The organism is Kordiimonas sp. SCSIO 12610 (assembly GCF_024398015.1).
Classification (GTDB): Bacteria; Pseudomonadota; Alphaproteobacteria; order Sphingomonadales; family Kordiimonadaceae; genus CANLMI01.
This window is the reverse complement of sequence record NZ_CP073747.1, coordinates 1031541-1054971: the sequence shown is the minus strand read 5'-3', so window position 1 is coordinate 1054971 and position 23431 is coordinate 1031541. Positions and strand designations below refer to the sequence as shown.

Annotated in this window: 14 protein-coding genes; 4 read left to right on the top strand and 10 right to left on the bottom strand. The window is 49.6% G+C overall.

Annotated features, from left to right (window positions below; genetic code table 11):
• Window position 1: 1 nt before the first annotated feature.
• Window positions 2–2599 carry a M10 family metallopeptidase gene (locus KFF44_RS04860; RefSeq protein WP_255937777.1) on the bottom strand — a complete coding sequence of 866 codons (2598 nt, stop codon included), beginning with the start codon at window positions 2597–2599 and terminating at the stop codon, window positions 2–4.
• A 402-nt stretch (window positions 2600–3001) separates the two neighbouring features.
• On the opposite strand from KFF44_RS04860, the gene KFF44_RS04855 reads away from it, so the two are divergent.
• The gene (locus KFF44_RS04855; RefSeq protein WP_255937776.1) at window positions 3002–4243 is read left to right on the top strand and encodes an FAD-binding oxidoreductase; all 1242 of its coding nucleotides are present in this window, start codon (window positions 3002–3004) and stop codon (window positions 4241–4243) included.
• 2 nt (window positions 4244–4245) lie between these two features.
• Window positions 4246–4866: a hypothetical protein gene (locus KFF44_RS04850; protein WP_255937775.1), complete on the top strand. Its 621-nt coding sequence runs from the start codon at window positions 4246–4248 to the stop codon at window positions 4864–4866.
• Window positions 4867–4938: 72 nt separating this feature from the next.
• Here the strand turns inward: KFF44_RS04850 and KFF44_RS04845 are convergent, their stop codons facing one another.
• Entirely contained in the window at window positions 4939–5838 is a 900-nt protein-coding gene (locus KFF44_RS04845) for a class I SAM-dependent methyltransferase (protein ID WP_255937773.1), read from the bottom strand.
• A gap of 81 nt (window positions 5839–5919) precedes the next feature.
• A complete protein-coding gene (locus KFF44_RS04840; RefSeq protein ID WP_255937772.1) occupies window positions 5920–6786 on the bottom strand; it encodes a CPBP family intramembrane glutamic endopeptidase in 867 nt (288 codons plus the stop codon).
• A gap of 156 nt (window positions 6787–6942) precedes the next feature.
• Here KFF44_RS04840 and KFF44_RS04835 point away from each other — a divergent pair, with 156 nt between their 5' ends.
• Window positions 6943–7578: a TetR/AcrR family transcriptional regulator gene (locus KFF44_RS04835; protein ID WP_255937770.1), complete on the top strand. Its 636-nt coding sequence runs from the start codon at window positions 6943–6945 to the stop codon at window positions 7576–7578.
• A gap of 80 nt (window positions 7579–7658) precedes the next feature.
• Here KFF44_RS04835 and KFF44_RS04830 read toward each other — a convergent pair whose 3' ends face one another.
• Together KFF44_RS04830 and KFF44_RS04825 are read right to left on the bottom strand one after the other, a co-directional pair.
• Window positions 7659–9773, bottom strand: a complete 2115-nt coding sequence (locus tag KFF44_RS04830; protein WP_255937767.1) for a M36 family metallopeptidase — start codon at window positions 9771–9773, stop codon at window positions 7659–7661.
• 374 nt (window positions 9774–10147) lie between these two features.
• On the bottom strand, window positions 10148–11167 hold the full coding sequence (locus KFF44_RS04825; protein ID WP_255937766.1) for an MBL fold metallo-hydrolase: 1020 nt from the start codon (window positions 11165–11167) through the stop codon (window positions 10148–10150).
• A gap of 356 nt (window positions 11168–11523) precedes the next feature.
• Between KFF44_RS04825 and KFF44_RS04820 the strand changes: the two genes are divergently transcribed.
• Window positions 11524–11934 (top strand): hypothetical protein, encoded by a 411-nt coding sequence (locus KFF44_RS04820; RefSeq protein WP_255937765.1) that lies wholly within the window; start codon window positions 11524–11526, stop codon window positions 11932–11934.
• A 14-nt stretch (window positions 11935–11948) separates the two neighbouring features.
• Here KFF44_RS04820 and KFF44_RS04815 read toward each other — a convergent pair whose 3' ends face one another.
• The 5 genes from KFF44_RS04815 to KFF44_RS16205 all read right to left on the bottom strand — a co-directional run bounded on the left by KFF44_RS04815 (window position 11949) and on the right by KFF44_RS16205 (window position 23409).
• Window positions 11949–12380, bottom strand: a complete 432-nt coding sequence (locus tag KFF44_RS04815) for a hypothetical protein (RefSeq protein ID WP_255937764.1) — start codon at window positions 12378–12380, stop codon at window positions 11949–11951.
• 120 nt (window positions 12381–12500) lie between these two features.
• The gene (locus tag KFF44_RS04810) at window positions 12501–16127 is read right to left on the bottom strand and encodes an amidohydrolase family protein (protein ID WP_255937763.1); all 3627 of its coding nucleotides are present in this window, start codon (window positions 16125–16127) and stop codon (window positions 12501–12503) included.
• 105 nt (window positions 16128–16232) lie between these two features.
• Complete coding sequence (locus KFF44_RS04805; protein ID WP_255937762.1) at window positions 16233–16742, bottom strand: hypothetical protein; 510 nt, start codon at window positions 16740–16742, stop codon at window positions 16233–16235.
• A 24-nt stretch (window positions 16743–16766) separates the two neighbouring features.
• Window positions 16767–19730 (bottom strand): calcium-binding protein, encoded by a 2964-nt coding sequence (locus tag KFF44_RS04800; protein WP_255937760.1) that lies wholly within the window; start codon window positions 19728–19730, stop codon window positions 16767–16769.
• A gap of 103 nt (window positions 19731–19833) precedes the next feature.
• Window positions 19834–23409, bottom strand: a complete 3576-nt coding sequence (locus KFF44_RS16205; protein WP_305118792.1) for a calcium-binding protein — start codon at window positions 23407–23409, stop codon at window positions 19834–19836.
• Between the last annotated feature and the right edge of the window lie 22 nt (window positions 23410–23431).

The window sequence follows — 23431 nt, the reverse complement described above, 5'->3', positions numbered from 1 at the left end:
TCTAAAAAATAATATTAATGCTTGCGAGATCATTGGTCGTGAGACCTTCGAGGAAGATGCTATCACCCGTGCCCGTGTCAATTAAAAGGCCCGCAACACCCCCCTGAGTCGCATTGGACGCTGCGGCTTCCACGCTCGCAAGGTCCGTAAAATCGATTTCCGTGCCATTCAGGTCAAGCGTATCATCCGCGATATTAAAGTCGCCAATAACATCATCGCCGTTCCCGTCAAAGAATGCGAAAGTATCGGCACCAAAACCGCCCCTCAGGTTATCATCACCCGCACCGCCGAAAATGGTATCATCGCCGAAATTACCGCGCACACTATCATCACCAGCACCGTTAAAGAGCTGATCATTACCAAGCCCGCCATCGATATCATCGTTACCTGCGCCCGCAAACACCGTATCGTTTCCGTTTCCGCCAGAAATAACATCATTGCGACCCGTGTCATCACTGTCGCCGCGGCCACCATAGAAAGTATCGTTACCATCACCGCCTCTAAGCGTATCATCGCCCGTACCACCGCCGAGCGTATCATTGCCTGCGGCACCTACCACACGGTCATTCCCGGTGCCTGCATAAAGGGTGTTAACATCTATTCCTGTGATGACTTCTTCACCAACATCATAGCTGCCATTTTCATTAGTGTCGGAATAGCCACCACCGATCAGCGTGTCATTCCCTGCACCGCCGAATAAGGTATCCTGACCATCGTCAGAAGCGAGATCACCCAAGTCAAGTGCCAACCCAGCGCGCACAAACCCACCACCAACAACAAGGTCATCTCCTGCACCGCCGCCAAGTGTATCATCGCCGCGGCCACCAGCAAGCGTATCATTGCCTTCATCGCCAGCACCCGCAAACAACTGATCATTGCCAAAGCCCCCACGGGAAAAGTCATTACCTTTGCCGCCCGCAATAAAATCGTCTCCTGGCGCCCCAAGTAATTCATTGTCGGCATCATTACCTCGAATTGTGTCATCACCTGCGCCCCCTACGGCGTTTTCGATGATAGTGTCCTCTGCTATGAATACCGTGAAGTTTTCTGTATCACCTGAAGTATAATTGATTGTGGTTCCAACATCACTCCAGGTTCCTGGTGTCAGATTTATATTGACCGAACGAGATGCATTTCCAACCGAGATTGTATCGTTTCCAGCATAATCCCAAATCGTTAGATAATGCCTTTCTGATTGGTCAAAATCATAGGTTTGATTGCCCGCGGTTGTGACCGTATCGACGCCATAAAGATACTGCAGCGCCTGAATATCAAGCGACATGAATGTCTGCGGCTCCAAATCCCCAACGCCGTCATTACGGAATGAGCTTGTGTAACTCATAACCGTATAATCTAAATTATCAAATTCAGCGCTTAGAACATTACTGTTCCCCGGTTCAGTTTCAAACGGATGCTTGAGGCCAATAGCATGACCCAGTTCGTGAATAAGTGTTGTATTGAAAGCTACATCACCTTCAGCAAGGTTTTGCCCTACTATCCAGATATCACTAACGAGTGCAGAATCAGACGTACTGACAGGAACAAATGCAAACCCAAGAACACCCGGATCACCAAGGCCTGTGAAAGCTGTTCGGATTGTTCCAACTTCTGTATCTGTTTCCGTCACTTCGGTGAAATTAGCGTTTGTGAACCTGCTGATTTGCTCGAGCGTCCCCCGGAAAAAATCACGTGCCACAGGTGACAAGGATGCGAAGTCAACAAACGGTTCTGATCCAGGGCCATAAAATGTGCTGCTAAATTGGCTATCAGCATCAGGGAAGCTGTAGCTGATATCAATGCCGCCACTTTCATCCGCACCGTAAGCATACCCAAGTATGAGCGAGTCAATTAGGTTATTCCCTGACAGACCTACAAACCTTACCGGATCATCCGAACGAATAAGCGATGTTTCCGGCTCTACAGAAACGCTGTAAGCACCAGTATTAAGGCCAAACGCAGAAGCCTGAATAAAATATGTTCCACTGGTTTCAGGTGTGAAAGTAACCAGTGAATTTAACCCCGGACCGCCGTCATCATTTCTTGTGCCGGGAATAAGGTTTTGGTTTGCATCCAAAATACCTTCGATCAATGGATCAAGAAGAGGGCTGGTAGCAAAACCATTCGCGTTTAATCCAATAACATACGTTGTTCCTGCCTGCAGCTCGACACTGATCAAGTCACTATCATCGACAGAATTTATAACGCCGAACGCTGTACCGGTTTCGTCTACTGCTGCGACCTCAGTTTCATCCAGACTGCTCTCGACAGTCAGAGCGAAGTCGCCTGTGCTTGAACCAAACGCACCTGCAACGATGAAGAATGTTCCAGACGTTGCCGGTGTAAAGGTAACCAGTGAATTCAGCCCTTCACCACCATCATCATTCGATGTACCAGATATAAGATTGAAATTTTCATCGTGGATACCGCGTATAAACGGATCTGAAAGCGATAAACCGGTTAATGATATTGTGTAGGTAACACCCGCTTCAAGCTCGATGCGATAGGCATCACGATCACCCGCTGTGTCTATAGTCCCAAAAATGGTCTGGCCGTTCGAAATTTCACCAGACGTTGAACTATTGTTAAGAATCGTATCCATATTTTCCCCCAATCGTTGTGCCGGCATAAAAATAGCCTACCACTGCGCGCCAACATGCCCGCTGATGCCCATTACCGAAAAACACATGCGCATCTTCTATCACGATAAACTCACGAAAACGTGATTAATAAAGTGTTAACAAATTTGGCTGTGAAATACCACCAAAAAATACCCGTTAAAGGTTTACAGGGGGATACCCGTGGTTTCGTCCCATTTTCGCGGGCCAATATCAAGAAAACTATGCTAGGGATTCGAAATATGCTGTTACTATAGAATCTTAATCAAAAATGCAGTCGCTTTCCCCGATTAAGAAAACAGACCCTAAAACCAGAGAGACGCACCATCACCAATCGCTCCAAAATTGAAACCTATTACCGCGCAAGTGCGCCAACAGAAGCGCCCTTGCCCACGCTGGAAAATTCCATAACGGCTGATGTCTGTGTGATCGGGGCGGGCTTTGCCGGATTGTCGGCTGCCAAGGGGCTTATTGATCGCAGCATAGAGAGTGTGGTGGTCATTGAAGCGCAAGAGGTCGGCCATGGCTGCTCTGGGCGGAACGGAGGCTTTGTTTTCTCGGGCTTTAATCTGGACGAGGAAACCCTGATTAAAAAGGTTGGCTTTTCGCATGCACAGACGCTTTATCGGCATTCGGAAACCGCAGTGAAAATGGTCAAGGATAACATCCGGGATTTCAATATCGACTGCGACATAAACAATAGCGGTATTCTGCTTGCAAACTGGTTCGACAGGCCTGAAATCCTCGATGATTATAAATCCCTGATGACGGAGGCCTTCGGTGTAAACCTTGGTGAATATGACGCGCGAGAATGCAGGGAGCTATTGAAATCAGCGCATTATTACGGCGCGCTGCACGAGCGTGGGGCCTTCCACTTTCACCCTGTCAAATATATCCGCGGCCTTGCAAATGCGCTCATCGCGAAGGGCGCACAGATTTATGAGCATAGCCCCGCAGTTAGGTTAGAGCCGATCAGCGACGGCAAGCATATCATCCACACACCGAAGGGGAATGTGACCGCAAAAACCGTTATTTTGGCCGGCAGCGCATATATGAAGGGGCTATCCCCCCTTTATGATCGCACCCAAACGCCAGTTGCGACCTATGTGATGGCAACCGAACCCCTTGGTGACAGGTTGAAAACTGCCATCAATACAGGCGCCGCCGTTTATGACACACGCTTTGATTTTGATTATTACCGCCCGCTTGCGGATACACGCATTCTGTGGGGTGGGCGCATATCCGCCACCGCGATGAACCCACCGGACATTAAGGATAAATTATATAGCGACCTGATGCGCGTGTACCCGCAGTTAGAAGGCATAAAAATCGACTATTCATGGCATGGCATCATGAGCTATGCCCGCCATAAAATGCCAGTTATAGGCAATTCAGTGATTGGAAGGCCCGCTGACGGTGTTTGGTTCACCCACGGGTTTGGTGGGCACGGGGTCGCGCTTACGCACCTGTTCGGGGATATGATCGCGGGCGCGGTTGCGGACGGTGACGAGACATACCGGGATTTCACCGATCATTACGGCCTTAAAAACAGCTATGGCACACTCGGCAAACTGGCCGCAGAGGCCACATATCGGTATTATATACTGCGGGATAAAATCAGGGGGTAAGTGTGAAAGTTTATTACAGTAAAAGCATGGCATGGTTCATTATTGTGATTTTCACATGCCTCTTGGTAGCAGCGATTTATTGGCTGACCCTAATCTACGATAATGTATACAATAATGCTGATCATGAACTCGGCCGAGCAACTGTCCTCACGCCAATCATTCTCATTATAGCTCCGTATTATATTGGTAGCAAAATTCGTCATCTCTTCTTTGCACCCGACGCTCTTGAGGTTTCTTCTTTCGGCCTAACCATCAATGGAGCCTGGAGTTACACTCACTATCAATGGGCCAGCCAAATTAAAGAGATAGAATTCGCATATCAGGATGATGGAGGGTATCTGACATCTAGCAAAAATCGTTATCTTAAAGTTATCGGCAATCAGCATATTGAGCTCGATAAGCTTATGCTAAGTCATCTGGAAGTTGACACTGAAAAGCTTTCCGTAGAACTTGAAAAATATACGTCAATCAACGTCAATGATGACAACAAACCACGCGAAATTCAACTCGACTATAACGCTCCGCGGCCAAGCAAAAAAATACGCAAATACACGACGCTCGCAGAGGTAAACAAACTCAGGGAAAAACCGTTATCCAAACCACAGTACGGACGCCGTAAATAACATTATCAGCTTTCTCTATACCTACCAGTAAACACCCTTACCGCATAACCGCGTAGCCAATTATGTCGCCTACTATTCGAGCGGATATAGTTTTGCCAGGTCCTCGGCTTTGGAGCGATATTTTGCAAGGTCGTCCGCATAACTTTTGGGCCTTTGGGTCAGCTCGATTGCAACATTCTGGTGATAGCCAAGTACCCGCAAGTCAATCATAGACGGCAAGATATGATTTGCCTTTTGATTGAGCAGGTCTTCAAGTGGCATTAGCTTGCCAACCTTCACGAGCCATCGAAAGCTCAGCCCCCTCTTCTCCAGAAATTCGAAAAAGGCCAGAAATTCATTACTGTGAAAACTGCCATAATGCAGCAATTCGTCAAAGACGATGATATTCCCCGCGTCCAGCAAAGGCCCCACATGGTCAAACACAACCTTGGTCGACGAATATAGGTCGCAATCAATATGCAACAGGCGCGGCGATGGAAGCGCTGGTGTTTCATACAGAAATTTGGGCAGGCTTTCGTCAAAATAGCCTTTTATCAGGGTAACATTGTCCGGCACATCGGGCATGCGCTCGACCGAAAAATCCGCCTGCCAGTCGCTGCGGCCATCATCCGGGAACCCCTCAAAACTGTCAAAGCCATAAAGTTTAGTGTCCGGCAGCATATTCGCCATGTAACGAATGGTACGCCCGTTATACACGCCAAATTCCAGAATGGGGCCACTATTGGCGCCGCCTGCATTTTCTGCACCACCCTCACTGGCCGTGCTGTCTGCACTGCCCATTCTGTCTTTACGGACAGCGCTGTTTGCTGAGAAACCAAGAGCTTTTTCAAGTACGCTTTTCACCCGCTTGCGGCGGCGAATATCCTTGATCGGGATCAGCGTTCGCAGATCACCCTGCACACCCTCATGCCTGAAACGGTCAAAATGCATCAGCAAAAACTGATAATAGCGGACTAAATCAACACTCATCATACACCCCAATTGCATACGCTGCAATTTATAGGGGTGGCATCGCACCCGATCAACCGGAAACTTCTGCCCAGGTTTCTAAGGTTATTCAGATTGATCAGGTCCAGTATTTTGCCTTGCGTACCAAAGTATCGCGCCGCTACCCAAATCCACGCCAGCATGCAGGATAATCGCAGGCCACAGTGATCCGCTTAAAAGATACACCAGCGTCAAGGTGCCCCCCATCAAAAGCACCCGAATGATTGCATTGAATGTCTGCTGATATAAGTGCGCCAATGTGAAAGCAGCGAGCGATAGGGCCGCCGCCAGAATAACCGGCATATAGTGCGACAGCCCCCAAACCAGAAAGGCCCTGAACATAATCTCTTCGGTCAAGCCGGCGCTGAGCGAAAGTATTTGAAAAACACGGTATTCTTTGTGTGATTGCGGTGCAATATCCTGAATGCCAGCTTCACCTTCCAACCCCTTTCGCACGCTTTCAGCCGCGCGTTCATTCGTTTTCACACGAAACGCTTGCCCCATGTAAAAGGCAGAAAGAATAACAACGATGCCCAACCCCAACCAGTTCTGCCAAGTGCCAGCGAACCCCAAACCAAGCTGATCAAACGTGCGCCCCTGATATATCCACGCAGCGATCAGCAGAATTGTGGGTACCCACAAAAACAAAAGGGAATGCTGATAACTGGCAAGCAAAGGGGTTTTAACGCCTTTTTCCTTCCGAGCCATTTCCCTTTTATGCAGAACCCATCCGACAAAAGGTAACCCAACCCCAATAATCAGCATGAGCGTAAGATCAATCGATGTCGGGCTACTACCAAGAGGGGGCGCACCGACAATTTCCATTTTACTGCTAACGTCACTGGTAACTTCACTGATAACCCCACTGGTCATATCCATATTTGGCTGCACAGTTCCATTTGCAGTTTCACCCTCCAACAACGATGCTGCCACCGTAAGAAACCCTAATGTTATCAACCCTATTATCATCGTCCCGTCCTTCCTGTTTTCTTTCAAAATCACGCATATAAAGTCATATTAATTCATTGACTTTATTGAATTTTATTATAAAATGTAAATGTAATTTACTTTTACATATAGGATTATAAGGTGAAGAGTCAAGGGGCAAGGAAAACCCATCAGCGACGATCAGAGCAAACCCGTGATGCGCTTTTAACGGCGTTAGAGGCGCTTTTGCATGAGAAGGATTTTGATGATATCTCGGTGAATGAAATCGCGGCCCGTGCCGGTGTTTCGCCCGCATCAATTTATCGTCGGTTCGATAAAAAGGAAGGGTTCATCCCGGTTCTTCTGGAACTTTACCTAAAGCGCCTGAATGAATGGGCCGCGTCGCCCGAGGCAAGCCTTGACCTTGAGGGTGTACCGCTCCGCGAAGCGTTAAAAATGATCGCACGCTCAAACTGGTGGCAATTAACCAGCCAGGCCCATATCATGCGCGCCATCCATATTTATGGGCGCAAGCACGCACAACGGGTGGAACATGAGTTCAAGGGCATGGAAGATGCGATGCTCGCAAGCATGAAGGCGATTATCACGCTCTATGCGCACGAGGTAACGCAACAAGATCACGGCAAAGCCGCTGGCATGCTGGCCTATTACCTAAACAATATCTATATCGAGCGCGGCCTTTTTAGGGACGATAGCCCCGATTGGGAACTCGACTTATCCGACGAGGAATTTTGCGACCAAATCGCCGATTTCGCCTATGGATATTTGACGCTGTAGCTCAAATGAGTGCACTAAACGCTAGAGAAAAAACAGAGCGCAATTTGCGCCCTGTTTATCATTTTGCCTGAGATAAAGGTCTAAGGCCGATTAATGGTTACCGAAGTTCCGACACCATTTGCATTTGCATCACCTGCAATCGAATTCACCGTAAAGGTAACACTGGAAACCCGATTGGTTCGCAGCCCTGATAATGTTGCTGAACAGCTACCTGACGTATCTGTTGTGCAAGAACCGCTGTCACCAGTGCTCCATGTACCGGAAACGGTCACATTGGATGCTGCGCTGCCTGTTGCGTTATCGATAACCGATGCCGTTACACTAGCACTCCAACGATTGCGACCTTGAGAACTAGCCGAACCTGAAAGATTGGCCAGCGCCGCATCAACTTCGACAGGTGGCGGCGGAGGCGGCGTATCATCACACTCTGCAGGAAGGCTGAAAGACTGTGTCACGGAAATGCGTCTACGCCCTCCCATAGAGCCACCATCACCCATTCCGCGCCCCGCGAAAGCCTCCCAGACCAGGCATGTACGATCGGCTGGTGCCTGCGCAAGAATACCATTTCGCATATCAAAATAATCCGGACCTGACGGAGTAAAATTCATCCCACCAACCAGATCATCCAGCAGATCATTATCCGTAAAGCCGTTAGAGAGATAAAGTGTCCGTAAATCCCACATGGTAGCGCCGTAAATTTCACCATTTCGGTGGACGCCGCGATTACTGTCAAAGTCACCAATAGTATCCTGATGGCTTCCATAACGGGAGGACCGAATTCCCGCAGAACGGTTCGCAGAATATTCACCGACCGCATCATCGTTATTGATGATAATCGCAAGCGTATCGGCCATACCCTCGCCGATTGCGCCGGAAATATCACCCGACATGGAACCAATCATCCGCCAGGTCAGGCCATGCCCGTATTCATGCCAGATGATATCGGAGTCCAGATCACCATCACGGAACGGCGATGTCAAATCCCACAAAAACATTTGCATTCTCGGATTAGAGCCATCGGACGGCGTTGCAAAATTGGCATTATTGAAGCCACCACCGTCTTGTGCTTCGGCATTGACGCTGTCGGAGCCTGCACCGCCATTTCCGAAGTTATTCTCCTGAAAGTTACCCGCTGCTTCGGTAAAGCCATGGATATAAAGACGGTCATGAATGACATTATTATAGTAGAACAGGTTCTGAACCGCGACATTGCGATTATCGGTCGTTGTTGGGTCCTGCGCAAGGTTAGCGGACGTTGTAAAGGAGCTATTCCCAACGGGTACACCCCCACCATCAGGTGCATTATTGGCATCAACATCCAGATACGCCCGCACGTTATTACCCTGAATAAGCTGGGTGCTTTGATTGCCGGCCAGCCAACCGGACGGTGATTGGGCGTTACCTGCACCGGGGCCGCTTACTACAGTTTGGGAACTATTGCCGGGATGATCAGGGAAAATACTATAGGTATCCTGCGTTGCGGTTCTTAGTTCCGACGAAATCACCCGGCCTCGTCCATCAACCACGGTTTCATAAAGCATATTGTCGCTTTGGCTCCAGGTCTCCACAAGGAAACCTTCCGCGAGGCCGCCCTGGCCTTTAGCACCGCGCGCGATGATCACCCGCTCAACAGATGGTTCCGTATAAAAGAACGTGCCTTTCTCGAAAAATACTTTTGCATTTGAATTACCAGCGCTGCTACCGGAACGGCCTGGGCTATTAACCTGCCCGTTAAAATGCTCTGTGATTGCAGCGTTCAAAGCGGTTTCTTCACTGATGCCCGCAGCGCTCACATTTGCTGAAATCGTTGCGAAACGTTCCATCGCATGAATGGGGGCATTATTCCGATCAAACGCCAATCGGGCATAGGCACCATGAACCCGCAATCCATTGATCCGCTGCTCATAGGCAGCAAAACGACGGCCTTGCTTATCAAAATGTTCTTTCACCAAGGTGGCAGAGCCAGCGGTTGTCACACCAAAGCCGCGGCTTCTTAGAAAAGACCTTATGGCTTGTGAAGAGTTTCCCCTATCAAGCGAGGCCAGTTCGCCAGCATTGCTGATTACATTCGCCCGTAGTTGCGACAGTGTATCGTCGGATGCTCCCTCATCCTGAGCGACAGCGCCTGTTGCGACCAACGCCAACGACGATATGCCCGCACATGCCAGGAAATTTCTTATACCTGATTTTGTCATGTTCATGTTCCTACCCTAAAATATTTGACTTTAAACAACCGACCATCATGTGAATGACAACCAGCGCGCGCCACACAACCAAAGTTTAGTTTTTTGTATTTTGTTTAACTTTTGTGACACAAAAACAAACATAGGGAGTATTTAAGGCAATAATCAACTTGAAAGTCGTATTTTAATCTATTTGAAATAATCTTTCGTTTATATCTATTGATATATTGTGAGTGTATTTTCAGGTTTCAGACTGATCAGCCCCGGCAAGATCACCAACCGTTTTAAGCTCCAGATCGCAGCAAACAGGCAATAGATGTCCATGCCCGCACAAGCTTCAGCGGGAACAAACATTCCATAATTTACAATGAAGTCCGGTCCCTATCTTACTTGTGATCATGGTCCTTTTGCATCAAGAGGTCGAAGGTTCCAAACTGATAAATCGCCTGCGTGCCCAAAACCTCATCGGGTTTGCGTGTACCCGCCATAATCGCGGTGAAGGCATTCCGCACCTTCAAAAGCTCTGCGGGGTCGCTGTAGGGTTCATTGTGCGCGCCGTGAATGCTGGTGAGCGTCGGCGCAAGGTCCGCCATGCGGCCAATGGAGCGCGCATAGGCAGGCAAATCGGTCTCGCTCGCATAAAGCCAGATCGGCCCTTTATAATAGCTATCACCCGTAAACAGGCGGCCCTTCGCCGTGTCCAACAGCATCAGGCTATCGGGCGTATGCCCCGGGATCATCATCACCGTCAGCACCGTACCGCCGAGGTCAATTTTGCTTCCTTCCTCTACGCGCGCGGTTGGCGTGAAGGCGCGGGTACGGTGATTATCCTCCGTTACACCGTTCGGTAATGGTCGGCACAGCGCCGCCGTGCTTGCTTCCTCAGCCACAAAGGCATTCCCCCGCCCCTTCGCCCGGTCATTGGTGAAGGCGGTTTCGGGCGCGAGCACCGTTTCAAACTGATAATGCCCGCCCACATGATCGATATGACTATGGCTTGCGAGCACAGTGACCGAAAGCGGCGTCAGCGCATCCACAACGCGTTTGATATCACCCATGCCGTTCCCGCTATCGAACAACAGCGCGCGACTTTCCCCAATGATCAGATAGCTGATCACTTCCTGCCACTGATAGGGTTCTGAAATGGCATAAAGATCATCATGAAGCTGGTAAACCTGAAACCAATCATCGCTGACATCGAGCTTTTCATAGTTCGCCCACCCCACCCGCGGAATTTGCCCGCAAAACTCCGGCTGTTCTTCTGCCTGTGCTGATGCCTCTATGGATGCCTGTGCCGATGCGTGTAATGGTGCCTGCGCGGCTGTGAATGTGAGTGCGCTCATAATGATGATGGGCGATACGGCAAGGCGCTGATAGGTGTTGGTGATTGGTGTGGATAAGGTCATTCGTACCAGTTCCGAAAATGTTTATTTACACTTTTAAAAATAAGGCCCGAACATTCCATTGCAATAAGTAGCAATACAAGGGAAAACCAGCCCAAATTAATCACCGACAGCATATAAATCAAAAAAGCGAATAGGCTCAAAAAATACAAAACAGCTTTCAGCGCGCTGAGCCAAGGGCTTTTCTGTTCATAATCCCGGCCCAAGATAACCCGCGCCTGTTTTTCTTCAAACACACGTGTGTAATAAATAATCTGCCCTATGATGAAAGATAAATACACAGCACCCCCAAGTCACTAATATGATTGCATACTATTTAATTATTAATACAATCTCGGCATATAGGATGGCAAGATCATATGAGCGCTACATTTATACAACTTAATGATGGCTGGAATGCTGATCCCAATTCACCAGAGCCTAACACTTCCATAGTCGATAAAAGTGTTCAACTAAGCTTTATTTTAAACCCATACATTTCCAAAAACACCGTTCTTGGTAACACTGCAAAACTCCGTTTCATCAATTGTGCTCGGTATGGGTTTAGTCATATTAATGATGAAGGCTGGTATTTGGGGCAATGCCGTTTCAGCAAAATTGCCCCCAAATGGGGTGAGTTTTACCAGAATACAGGTGACCCTTTACTGGAAACAAGCGAAGTGGAATGGATAGATACAGGTTTTCAGGGAGGAAGTCATCACTATCTCTTTTACTTCCGTGATACCTGTTTTGAATGCTTTGCTGATGATTGGTATATAGAAAGAGATTAAATCTATTCAAAGGCCTATCGCTTTCCGATATGGCCACACCTACTTCGCACTAAATTGTTATGGTCAGCCATTGCTAAATAATATTCTTTGACATTCTCGGTAACAAAGTCTGTACCCCATAAATAGATGACTTTGTTATTATCAATATTGCCTGTTAATCGGCTCTGGCCTGTATCATCGCGTAGCGGGATCATCGGCCCCCATGCCTTATACCCAATGTATTTTATAGTATGACAGTTATAGAAAATCCCTTTTTCAAAATAATAGTCCACCAATCGAATGACATGCTTATGCGATGAGTAAAAGGGAACCTTACCTGCCACAGTATTCAAGTAACCCAACGGGTTAATCAGGGCATAAAAAAACAGAACTGCGAACAAACCAGCGATCAAAACAAAGCTGGTTCGCGCTATTAATTTCGTAACACTGCGAAACGACACTGTCATCTTACCCCCATCCAAATCAGTCTAAGTCATTCCGGGCTTAATTGGCAAATCATTCTAAAGCAAATAACGTTATGGCCTCCCGCTTGCGCGGGAATGACCATGTTTCATTATCGCTCTCCCCTACTCCTTCAAACTATTCTTGGCGCGGAGGTCGCCGTCCCACCACCAGAAGGGCTTTAGGTCGCGTTTGGTGGGCCAAATCTGATTGAGCGTATCACCCTCATAAAACTCGCCGTTTTTCATCACATATTTGATGGTGTTGGTGTGCCTGATATTCTCCAGCGGGTTTTTATCCAAGACCACCAAATCCGCGAGCTTCCCAGCCTCTATGGACCCCAGATCAAGGTCAATCCCGATGATTTTAGCACCGTCGATGGTGGCGGCGCGCAGGACCTCCACGTTCGTCATGCCGCCAAGGCCCATGGCCCACATTTCCCAGTGATAGCCAAGGCCCTGCAATTCACCGTGGCCACCCACACCCACAAGGCCGCCCTTGCGCTGCAAATCGGCGGCGGCGGACGCGATATGGTCAAAGCTATATTCCTCATCCCGCGCCCAGATGCCGCGGCGCTGCGTTAACTCAGCCAAGCGGTTGCGCGGGTAAAAACGGCGTAGTTTTTCGTCGCCGTACGCATCCTCGTTCGCGAAGAAATATTCCTCTGCCGAAATGCCGTTATATTGTACCAGCAATGTGGGCGTATAGGCGGTTTTGGTTTCGGCATAAAGCGTGAGCACATCATCATACATGGGCGCAATCGTCAGGGTATGTTCGTTGCCGTGCATGCCGTCGATCGCATGGGTGATATCCAGCTTCATATCGCCCGCGCCTTCGGTTGTTGGCATCAGGTTTTGTGCCTTTGCGGCCTTCACCACCCACTGGCGCTGTTTGCGGTTCCCCGCGATATAGGATTTGATATTATAGGTGCCATAATGGTGCGAATATCGGCTGAGGTAATGATAAACCGCATCATAGCTTTGGAAATCATTATTGCCGAAAATCCCCGGCCCGGTCATAAAGGCGCGCTGCCCAACGGATTGGCCAGTGTCAACCATATCGCGGTAGGCGAAATAATCCTTATGGCTGGTTTGTACGTCCAGCCCCGCCGTGACACCGTAAGCGAGGTTCGCAGCGAGCGACCAGTTCTGTGGTTCCAGCACATCCTGTGTTCTAAATTCCCAGTGCGCGTGGGTATCGATGAAACCGGGCATGATATATTTACCGGATACGTCCACGACCTCTGCGCCCGCTGGCACATCAAGGGTGCCATTATCGCCCACCGCCACAATGCGGTTATCGGTGATAAGGATATCCTGATTTTCAACGACCCTGTCCATCGATGCGGTTGTGCCCGCCTTCATCGGGATTACGTTCGCCCCCCTGAGCACGATAGACCCAACGGGTTTTGAGCGCGGTACCATGACGCTGATTTTGGTTGCGGTTACGCTTTCATCCGCATCAAGCGCGGGGTTTTCGGGCTGCGCGGCTTTAAGCATGTCTGCTTGCTGTTTCGCCAGTTCCATCAGTTCAGGATTTTCTGCACAATCAAACTCTTCACTTAAAGTAACGGTGCCGCCTTCTATTCTGGTTATGGAGCAAAATTGCTCTTCAGACTCCTTCGAATCTGATTCTGAATCGAATTGTTCCTGACCCGTTTCATTTACAATTTTAGTTAAATTGTTGGTATTTTCAGAGTCGTTATCAGAGTCCTTAGAGTCCGAAGTTGATTCCTTTTTATCGTCTGCATTATTTTCATCTTCTGCGCCGTCCTCCGGGGCGAAATCGATGCTGTCCATCCCCCGTTCCAGATAGGTGGACCCAATCGCCCAATAGATTGTATTGCCCGCATCTGACCAGCCGAAGAAATCTGCCCCCACATCCGTCAGGCGCTTGTTCGGCAGGCCGCCGCCATAGTGCGCCATCACCGGCACATCGCCGCCAATTTTCGTGAGCGGCATCACATAAATCTGTTTATTGATGAAGGCGAGTGCATGCTTGCCGTCTGGCGACATGCGCACATCCTCCGCCGTTGGTGCCTCGGTGGAATTGCGGTTACCGCGCGGTCCCTCAACGATCAGGTGATCGCGCTTGTCGCTGCCGTCATAACGAAGCGAGAACAGCGCCCCACCATCATAAAGGTAAATCCGGTCATCCTCTGGCCCCATGTGTGGGCGGCGGGCGCCGTTTGCAGCGACGATCACATTTGTGTCGCTTCCTTTCGCGTCCAGCCAAACAAGATCAAGGCGGGTCGCGAGGCCACCAAATTCCGAAAAGGTTTGATGCCGCTGCCATTCGTTGCCGCGCATGGCAACAATCCGCTTACCGTCTTTTGAAAAGGCAAGGTCCGTATAAAAGGCGGGATCAACCGTTAGCTTCTGCGGTTTGCCGCGGCCATTTGCGCGCATTTTCCAGATATGCCCGCCCTCATTCATCGACCAGGTCACATAGGCAATCCACTTGCCGTCCGGTGACCAGACGGGCTGAAATTCCCAGGCATCGCCTTTCGTCAGGCGCGTGGGCGTGCCGTCCTTTTTATCCATCACATAGATTTTCGTAAGCGCCGACATCGCGAGCTTTGACCCATCGGGTGATGTGGTTGGATTATGGATGATCTGCGCCTCGACCATATCACTATCGTCAACGCGGTAAGAAAACGAAAGTTCTGGCCCGATATCGAGCGAGACATCAGCGGTAAACGGAATTTCGCGCTGCTCGCCCGTACCCAAGGCAATTTCCTGAATTTTCCCGCCAGTGTGATACAAAAGCGCGCTGCCATCACGCGTAAAGGCATACCCCGGCAAAACATCACGGTCCGCACCGAAATTTTCCTGGCTGTCGCGCTGCACAGGCCAAACTAGCGGTGTATCCGCGCCCGTTTTCAGGTTCCTGAGCCGTAGACCGGTTTCCCCGTCCCGCCGTGTGGCGTACACAAGAAGGGTTCCATCGGGTGAAAGTAACGGGCGAAGGCCGCCGCCTTCCCCCTGGGTGATTTGAATTTCTTCGCCGCTTTCAAGGTCAAACCGGTAAATCTGAAGCGCCGGGAAACGCGCAAAGCCACGGGCATTTCGCGCGTAATAGATATAGCGACCATCGGGGCTAACGGTTGCGCCCATCCCCTCAACAGCGCCGCCGCCGTTGTTTAATGCAAGCGAAAGACCGTCACCGCCGGCGATATGATGCATCGTCAGGCCCTGATCGCGGGTGATTTTGCTCATCACCACATATTGGCTATCCGGCATCCAAGTGGGGGATATGACCTTTGTATAGGCTTCATCAGAGAGCTTGCGCGGCTTCCCGAGCGTACCCCCATCAAAGGGCGCAACCCAGAGATTATTCGATCCATCACGGTCAGAAATAAAGGCAATCCATTTTCCGTCCGGCGACACGCGGGGCTGCGCCGCATAGCCCAACCCGTCCAGTATGCGCGTGGCCTTACCGCCCGCAGCAGGCATGGTATACAGATCTCCCAAAAGCTCGAAAACAATCGTCTTACCATCGGGCGTCAGGTCAAGCGACATCCACGTGCCTTCAGACACGCTAAATTCGAGCTTATCTGCCGTTTTACCGTCAAACGGCAGTGTGTCCTCAACCGCGTGGGCAATCGGTGTTATCGCAGTCAATGGCTGCACAGTGAGTGATGCCGCGAGCGCAATCGCGCTAACCCCCACACGGCCAAACCGCTTTCTGCTTTGCCACGAAGCTTGATTTAGATCGCTAGTTTTCACCGCGTACGATTGAAATTTTACCACGATATATCCCCTAATATTTTGCCCATCCATATAACAGGAAAATCATTGCAGGGAATTCAGGAACGCGCAATGCCTTAGTTAAGTTAGTTCAGAAGTTTCAACGCGCTACAAGCCAAGGAACCTTCGAATTGCCTCTACAGTTTCTTCCTGCCAACGTGAAAACAGATTGGTGTGGATGCGGGTGATTGGCAAGGTTTCATAGGTTGTGAAAAGTGTTATTCGATACATGGTTTTCCCCCTTGAATACCTTTCTTCAAGTTCCACATTTTGTATCTGACTAAGGGGAACTATGCCGCCCTCGTGCCAGAAAATACGTTTTCTGCTCCATTCCATTAAACCCGTTTTTTTGGATAGAACAAAAATACTGCGAAAGTGGCAAAACCAGCCAAATATAACCAAGGCGATCCCCATCAATAGGGCCCAAACCGGATCGTTTTTGTCCTCGCTGACTAATCTCGTAATCTCGAACGCTTCATCCCTGTTCAAAAGCTCTGCACCGCCCCATACAAGCAACCAAATCCCACAAATAAAAATCGGAATTGCGAGCACAGTATAAGAAAGCGATATGGTCAAAGTATCATCGCCTTCTTCAACATTGCGTATCTTGCTCAGCATCTTTTGTGCCTACTACCCTGCCTCTTAAAATACTATATTGATACTGGCGAGGTCTGTGGTCGTTAGGCCCTCGAGGAAAATACTGTCGCCTGTACCTGTGTCTATTAGTAACCCAGCTACGCCACCTTGTGTCGTGTTGGATGCCGCCGCTTCGACGCTCGCGAGGTCCGTGAAATCCGTTTCTGTACCATTCAAGTCAATCGTATCCTCTGCGGTATCAAAATCAGTGATCGTGTCGTTGCCGTTCCCGTCAAAGAAGGCGAAGGTATCTGCGCCAGAGCCACCAGTGAACAGGTCATCATCACCGCCGCCATAAATGGTGTCATTGCCAGCACCGCCGTCAACGGTGTCAACCGCACCGCCAGAAAACAGTTCGTCATCACCGTCGCCGCCATTCACAAGGTCACGCCCGCCGGAGGAGAAGATGGTATCATTACCGTCGCCGCCATTGATCACATCATTGAAGCCAGTGTCCGTGCCGTCACCGCGGCCACCATAGAAGGTATCATCACCGTCACCGCCATTGAGCGTGTCATCCCCCAAACCGCCGCCGATGGTGTCATTACCAGACGCCCCGATCACCAGATCAGCGCCCGTACCAGCGTATAGCGTATTGGCTTCGGTTCCCGTGGTTACGGCTTCACCGTCGTCATAACTGCCATCACCTGAGGTATCATTAAAGCCACCACCAAGGAGCGTATCATCGCCGTCACCGCCGAAGATTGTATCCCGGTCATCAAGGCCAGTGTCACCAACACCGAGCCCGCTCAGGCTTGTGCTGGATGCGCCGTCACCAACAAGAAGGTCATTACCCGCACCGCCGCCGAGCGTATCCCGGCCCTCGCCGCCCACGAACACATCGTCGCCCATATCGCCCGCGCCCGCGAACACAGCGTCATTCCCGGTACCTGCCGCGACCGTATCATCGCCCGTACCGCCAGAGACGAAATCATCGCCTGTGCCCGCGTCAATCCGGTCATTACCGGCACCGCCGCGCACCGTATCGACACCGTCACCGCCCGATAGACTATCGTTACCATCACCGCCGTCAACAGTATCGTTCCCGCCGCCACCATCAAGCGTGTCGTCAGCATCCGTTCCCGCAACAGGTTCGCTCATGGGTGAAGGCGTGTTGGTAGCGCCAGGGTTACTTTCTACACCAACTTCGCTTTGCCCCTCAAAAATGAAATCTGAAACTTCTAAACTGGACAGGCTCAACGTTTGAAGAGTTATAGAACTATCAGGTCCGGTTTCGATAATAACATTGCCATTTTCCTCACGGGAAACGGCCAAAATATCGGCAAGAGTAAACAAACCGGATGTCAGACCAGACAAGTCCAGAATATCTTCAGGATCAAAATCCTCAATAATATCATTCCCATGATCATCCGCGAAAACATAGGTATCAATACCGCTGGTGTCAGCGAGGAAATCATCACCAGCACCGCCGGTGATCGTGTCATCCCCGAGGTCGCCCTCTAAAGTATCATCACCGCCTGTACCCGTAATAACCTGCCCCGTCACCGTCGAGAAAATTACACTGTCAAATTCTCGCAACAAAAAAAGCAAGTTATCAACCGTCTGGTTTCGAAAGGTAATGCTGCTCGCAATATCATCACCAGATTCACCTGTAATCAGTAATACATCATTGCCATCCTGAAAGGAGAAACGCTCCAGTGTATCAAAATCCGTAAAACCGGATGTCAGACCAGACAAGTCCAGAATATCTTCAGGATCAAAATCCTCAATAATATCATTCCCATGATCATCCGCGAAAACATAGGTATCAATACCGCTGGTGTCAGCGAGGAAATCATCACCAGCACCGCCGGTGATCGTGTCATCCCCGAGGTCGCCCTCTAAAGTATCATCACCGCCTGTACCCGTAATAACCTGCCCCGTCACCGTCGAGAAAATTACACTGTCAAATTCTCGCAACAAAAAAAGCAAGTTATCAACCGTCTGGTTTCGAAAGGTAATGCTGCTCGCAATATCATCACCAGATTCACCTGTAATCAGTAATACATCATTGCCATCCTGAAAGGAGAAACGCTCCAGTGTATCAAAATCCGTAAAACCGGATGTCAGACCAGACAAGTCCAGAATATCTTCAGGATCAAAATCCTCAATAATATCATTCCCATGATCATCCGCGAAAACATAGGTATCAATACCGCTGGTGTCAGCGAGGAAATCATCACCAGCACCGCCGGTGATCGTGTCATCCCCGAGGTCGCCCTCTAAAGTATCATCACCGCCTGTACCCGTAATAACCTGCCCCGTCACCGTCGAGAAAATTACACTGTCAAATTCTCGCAACAAAAAAAGCAAGTTATCAACCGTCTGGTTTCGAAAGGTAATGCTGCTCGCAATATCATCACCAGATTCACCTGTAATCAGTAATACATCATTGCCATCCTGAAAGGAGAAACGCTCCAGTGTATCAAAATCCGTAAAACCGGATGTCAGACCAGACAAGTCCAGAATATCTTCAGGATCAAAATCCTCAATAATATCATTCCCATGATCATCCGCGAAAACATAGGTATCAATACCGCTGGTGTCAGCGAGGAAATCATCACCAGCACCGCCGGTGATCGTGTCATCCCCGAGGTCGCCCTCTAAAGTATCATCACCGCCTGTACCCGTAATAACCTGCCCCGTCACCGTCGAGAAAATTACACTGTCAAATTCTCGCAACAAAAAAAGCAAGTTATCAACCGTCTGGTTTCGAAAGGTAATGCTGCTCGCAATATCATCACCAGATTCACCTGTAATCAGTAATACATCATTGCCATCCTGAAAGGAGAAACGCTCCAGTGTATCAAAATCCGTAAAACCGGATGTCAGACCAGACAAGTCCAGAATATCTTCAGGATCAAAATCCTCAATAATATCATTCCCATGACCTTCAGCAAAAACGAATGTATCGCTGGCTGCTGTTCCGGTTAATGTTTCGTCCGATGATGTACTTACGATTGTCGCCATGATTTCCCCAATCCTGGATACTCTAGCCATGACATAAGCCACGACTACACTATAAACGTGCATTCAGTTCTAAAGCGCAATCGTTAAGAAACCATGATCAGATTTAGAAAATGATATTAATACTCGCGAGGTCTGCGGTTGTTAGCCCCTCGAGGAAGATACTGTCGCCTGTGCCTGTATCTATGAGCAACCCAGCAACGCCGCCCTGTGTGGCGTTGGATGCCGCCGCCTGCACGCTCGCGAGGTCAGTGAAGTCGGTTTCTGTACCATTCAGGTCAAGCGTGTCCTCTGAGGTATTAAAGTCTGTGATCGTATCGTTACCGTTGCCGTCAAAGAAGGCGAAGGTATCTGCGCCAGTTCCACCCGTGAACAGATCATCATCACCGCCGCCGTAGATGGTGTCATTGCCAGCACCGCCGTCAACCGTATCAACTGCACCGCCAGAAAACAGTTCGTCATCGCCGTCGCCGCCATTCACAAGGTCACGCCCGCCGGAGGAGAAGATGGTATCATTACCGTCGCCGCCATTGATCACATCATTGAAGCCAGTGTCTGTTCCGTCACCGCGCCCGCCATAGAAGGTATCATCACCGTCACCGCCATTGAGCGTATCATCGCCCAAACCGCCACCGATGGTGTCATTGCCAGACGCCCCGATCACCAGATCAGCACCCGTGCCAGCGTATAGCGTATTGGCTTCGGTTCCGGTGGTTACGGCTTCACCGTCATCATAGGTGCCATCACCTGAAGTATCATCAAAGCCACCACCAAGGAGCGTGTCATCGCCGTCACCGCCGAAGATTGTATCCCGGTCATCAAGGCCAGTGTCACCCACGCCGAGCCCGCTCAGGCTCGTGCTGGATGCACCGTCACCAACGAGAAGGTCATTGCCGGCACCGCCGCCAAGCGTATCACGGCCCTCGCCGCCCACAAATACGTCATCACCCATATCGCCCGCGCCTGCGAACACAGCGTCATTCCCGGTACCCGCCGCGACCGTATCATCGCCCGTACCGCCAGAGACGAAATCATCGCCTGTGCCCGCGTCAATCCGGTCGTTGCCGGCACCGCCGCGCACCGTATCGACACCGTCACCGCCCGATAGACTATCGTTACCATCACCGCCGTCAACAGTATCGTTCCCGCCGCCACCATCAAGCGTGTCGTCAGCATCCGTTCCCGCAACAGGTTCGCTCATGGGTGAAGGCGTGTTGGTAGCGCCAGGGTTACTTTCTACACCAACTTCGCTTTGCCCCTCAAAAATGAAACGAATTTGCCTGAGCTCATCGATTGAAAACTGCGAGAATGTAATTGTGCTACTTGGGCTTGTTCGTAAAATCAGATCAGCTTGGGTGGCATCATCCACAGGGCGATTTTCAATGGCATCAATGACTGCATCCAGCCCGATCAGATTGTTAGTTGTTGCCGATAAATCAATGATGGCTTCTTCGATCGTTATAGTGATTGTGTCATTGCCGTGATTGCCTGCAAATACAAAAACATTGTCAGCGCCAAGAGTGCTTAAATCGTCGTCACCGGCACCACCGATGATAGTATCGTTACCAACACCCTGAAGCGTATCATTACCTGAACCACCGTCTATCAGGCTATTACCCAATATACCGTTAGAAATTAGATCATCACCAGCGCCGCCGCGCACAGTATCGCCTGTGCTAAATTCGCTAATGGTATCGTTACCGCCCAATCCCAAAAGCACCTCTGGCAGGTCACTTTCGCCAATAAAATCATCATCGCCGTCAGAGCCGCGGAAGATTAATTCATCCGTTGTTGCAAATATAAAATTAGCGGGTGTTAGAAGACTAATGTCAAATCCATTTAGGTCAATATGGCTAAGGGCATCCGTATCCAATATAGAACCTGCAGCGCGGGCCAGAACTGCATCAAAATCAATCAAGCCAGTTGTTGTTTGCGATAGGTCAATGATGTCATTTGAGTCAAAATCCTGAATGACATCAAAACCATTACCGGGTGTGATGACAAACACATCAACGCCGTCACCACCACCGCCAATAAGCGTATCATTACCGGCCCCACCCGTGATCGTATCATCACCGAAGTCACCTTCTAGCGTATCATTACCGTCCGTGCCATCGATCACACGACCACTACTGCTTGCGAAAATAAAATTGGACGCAGAAAGTTCAGAGACTCTCACATTCCGCAGGATAATCTCACTACCTGCAGCACTTGTAGTAATATGGACATTAGCACCGAACTGAGAAGTCAACTCCAGAACATCATCAAAACTGTTAAAACCAGTCGTTAAGGCCGAAAGGTCAATGATATCCTCAAATCGATTAAAGTTCCTAATCTCATCAATGCCATGACCATCCTCAAACACCACCCGCGTACCATCAAGCGCATAGATCGTGTCATCGCCAGCACCGCCATTAATAACATCGGCGCCGCCTAAGCCATCAATCGAATCGTTCCCTGCACCACCGCTGATCGTATCATCACCGAGGTCACCTTCCAGCGTATCATTACCACTCGTGCCATCAATCACTTGGCCTGTATTCGCCGAGAATATAAAGTTAGAGGCCGATAGGTCGGCGAGGTTCACATTCTGTAGGAAAATCTCACTACCGGCTGCACTTGTGGTAATACGAACATCACCACCGAACCCAGAAGAAAGAGCGAGAACATCATCAAAACTGTTGAAGCCTGTGGTTAAGGCCGAAAGGTCAATAATATCCTCAGACGGGTTAAAGTTCTGAACGACATCAAGTCCATGGCCGTCCTCAAACACCAACCGTGAACCACTACCAAAACCGCTGATGGTGTCATCGCCAGCACCGCCATTAATAACATCCACGCCGCCTACGCCATCAATCGAATCGTTCCCTGCACCACCACTGATCGTATCATCGCCGAGGTCACCTTCTAGCGTATCATTACCGCTCGTGCCATCAATCACGCGGCCTGTAATCGTTGAGAATATAAAGTTAGATGCTGAAAGGTCAGAGAGGTTCACATTAGTTAAGAAAATTGACGAACCCGAAGCACCTGTAAAAATCTCGACGTCATTACCATTCTGAAAAGCCAGTTCCCGAACATCGGCAAAGCTGTTGAACCCTGTCGTCAAAGCCGATAGGTCAATCACATCACTCGACGGATCAAATTCGTTAATTATATCAAATCCATGATCATCCGCGAAAACATACCTATTGTCACCGTCAGTACCACCTGTCACAGGACCAAGGTCAACAAAAACATCATTACCGGCACCGCCTATAAAAACATCATCGCCGCCGTTACCAAACAGCGTATCGTTCCCCGCACCACCACTAATCGTGTCGTCACCGAGGTCACCTTCCAGCGTATCATTACCATCCGTGCCATCAATCACACGGCCCGTAATCGTCGAGAATATAAAGTTAGAGGCAGACAGGTCAGCAATGGAAACACCTCCTATCGTGATATTACTATTCACACCTGTATCAATGATAACACCAATAGGCGAAATATCAGACGCTGCCTCAAGAATATCGGCAAAGCTGTTGAACCCTGTTGTCAGAGCAGAAAGGTCAATCACATCACTCGACGGATCAAATTCGTTAATTATATCAAATCCATGATCATCCGCGAAAATGAATGTATCGCTGGCTGCTGTTCCGGTTAATGTTTCGTCCGATGATGTACTTACGATTGTCGCCATGATTTCCCCAATCCTGGATGCT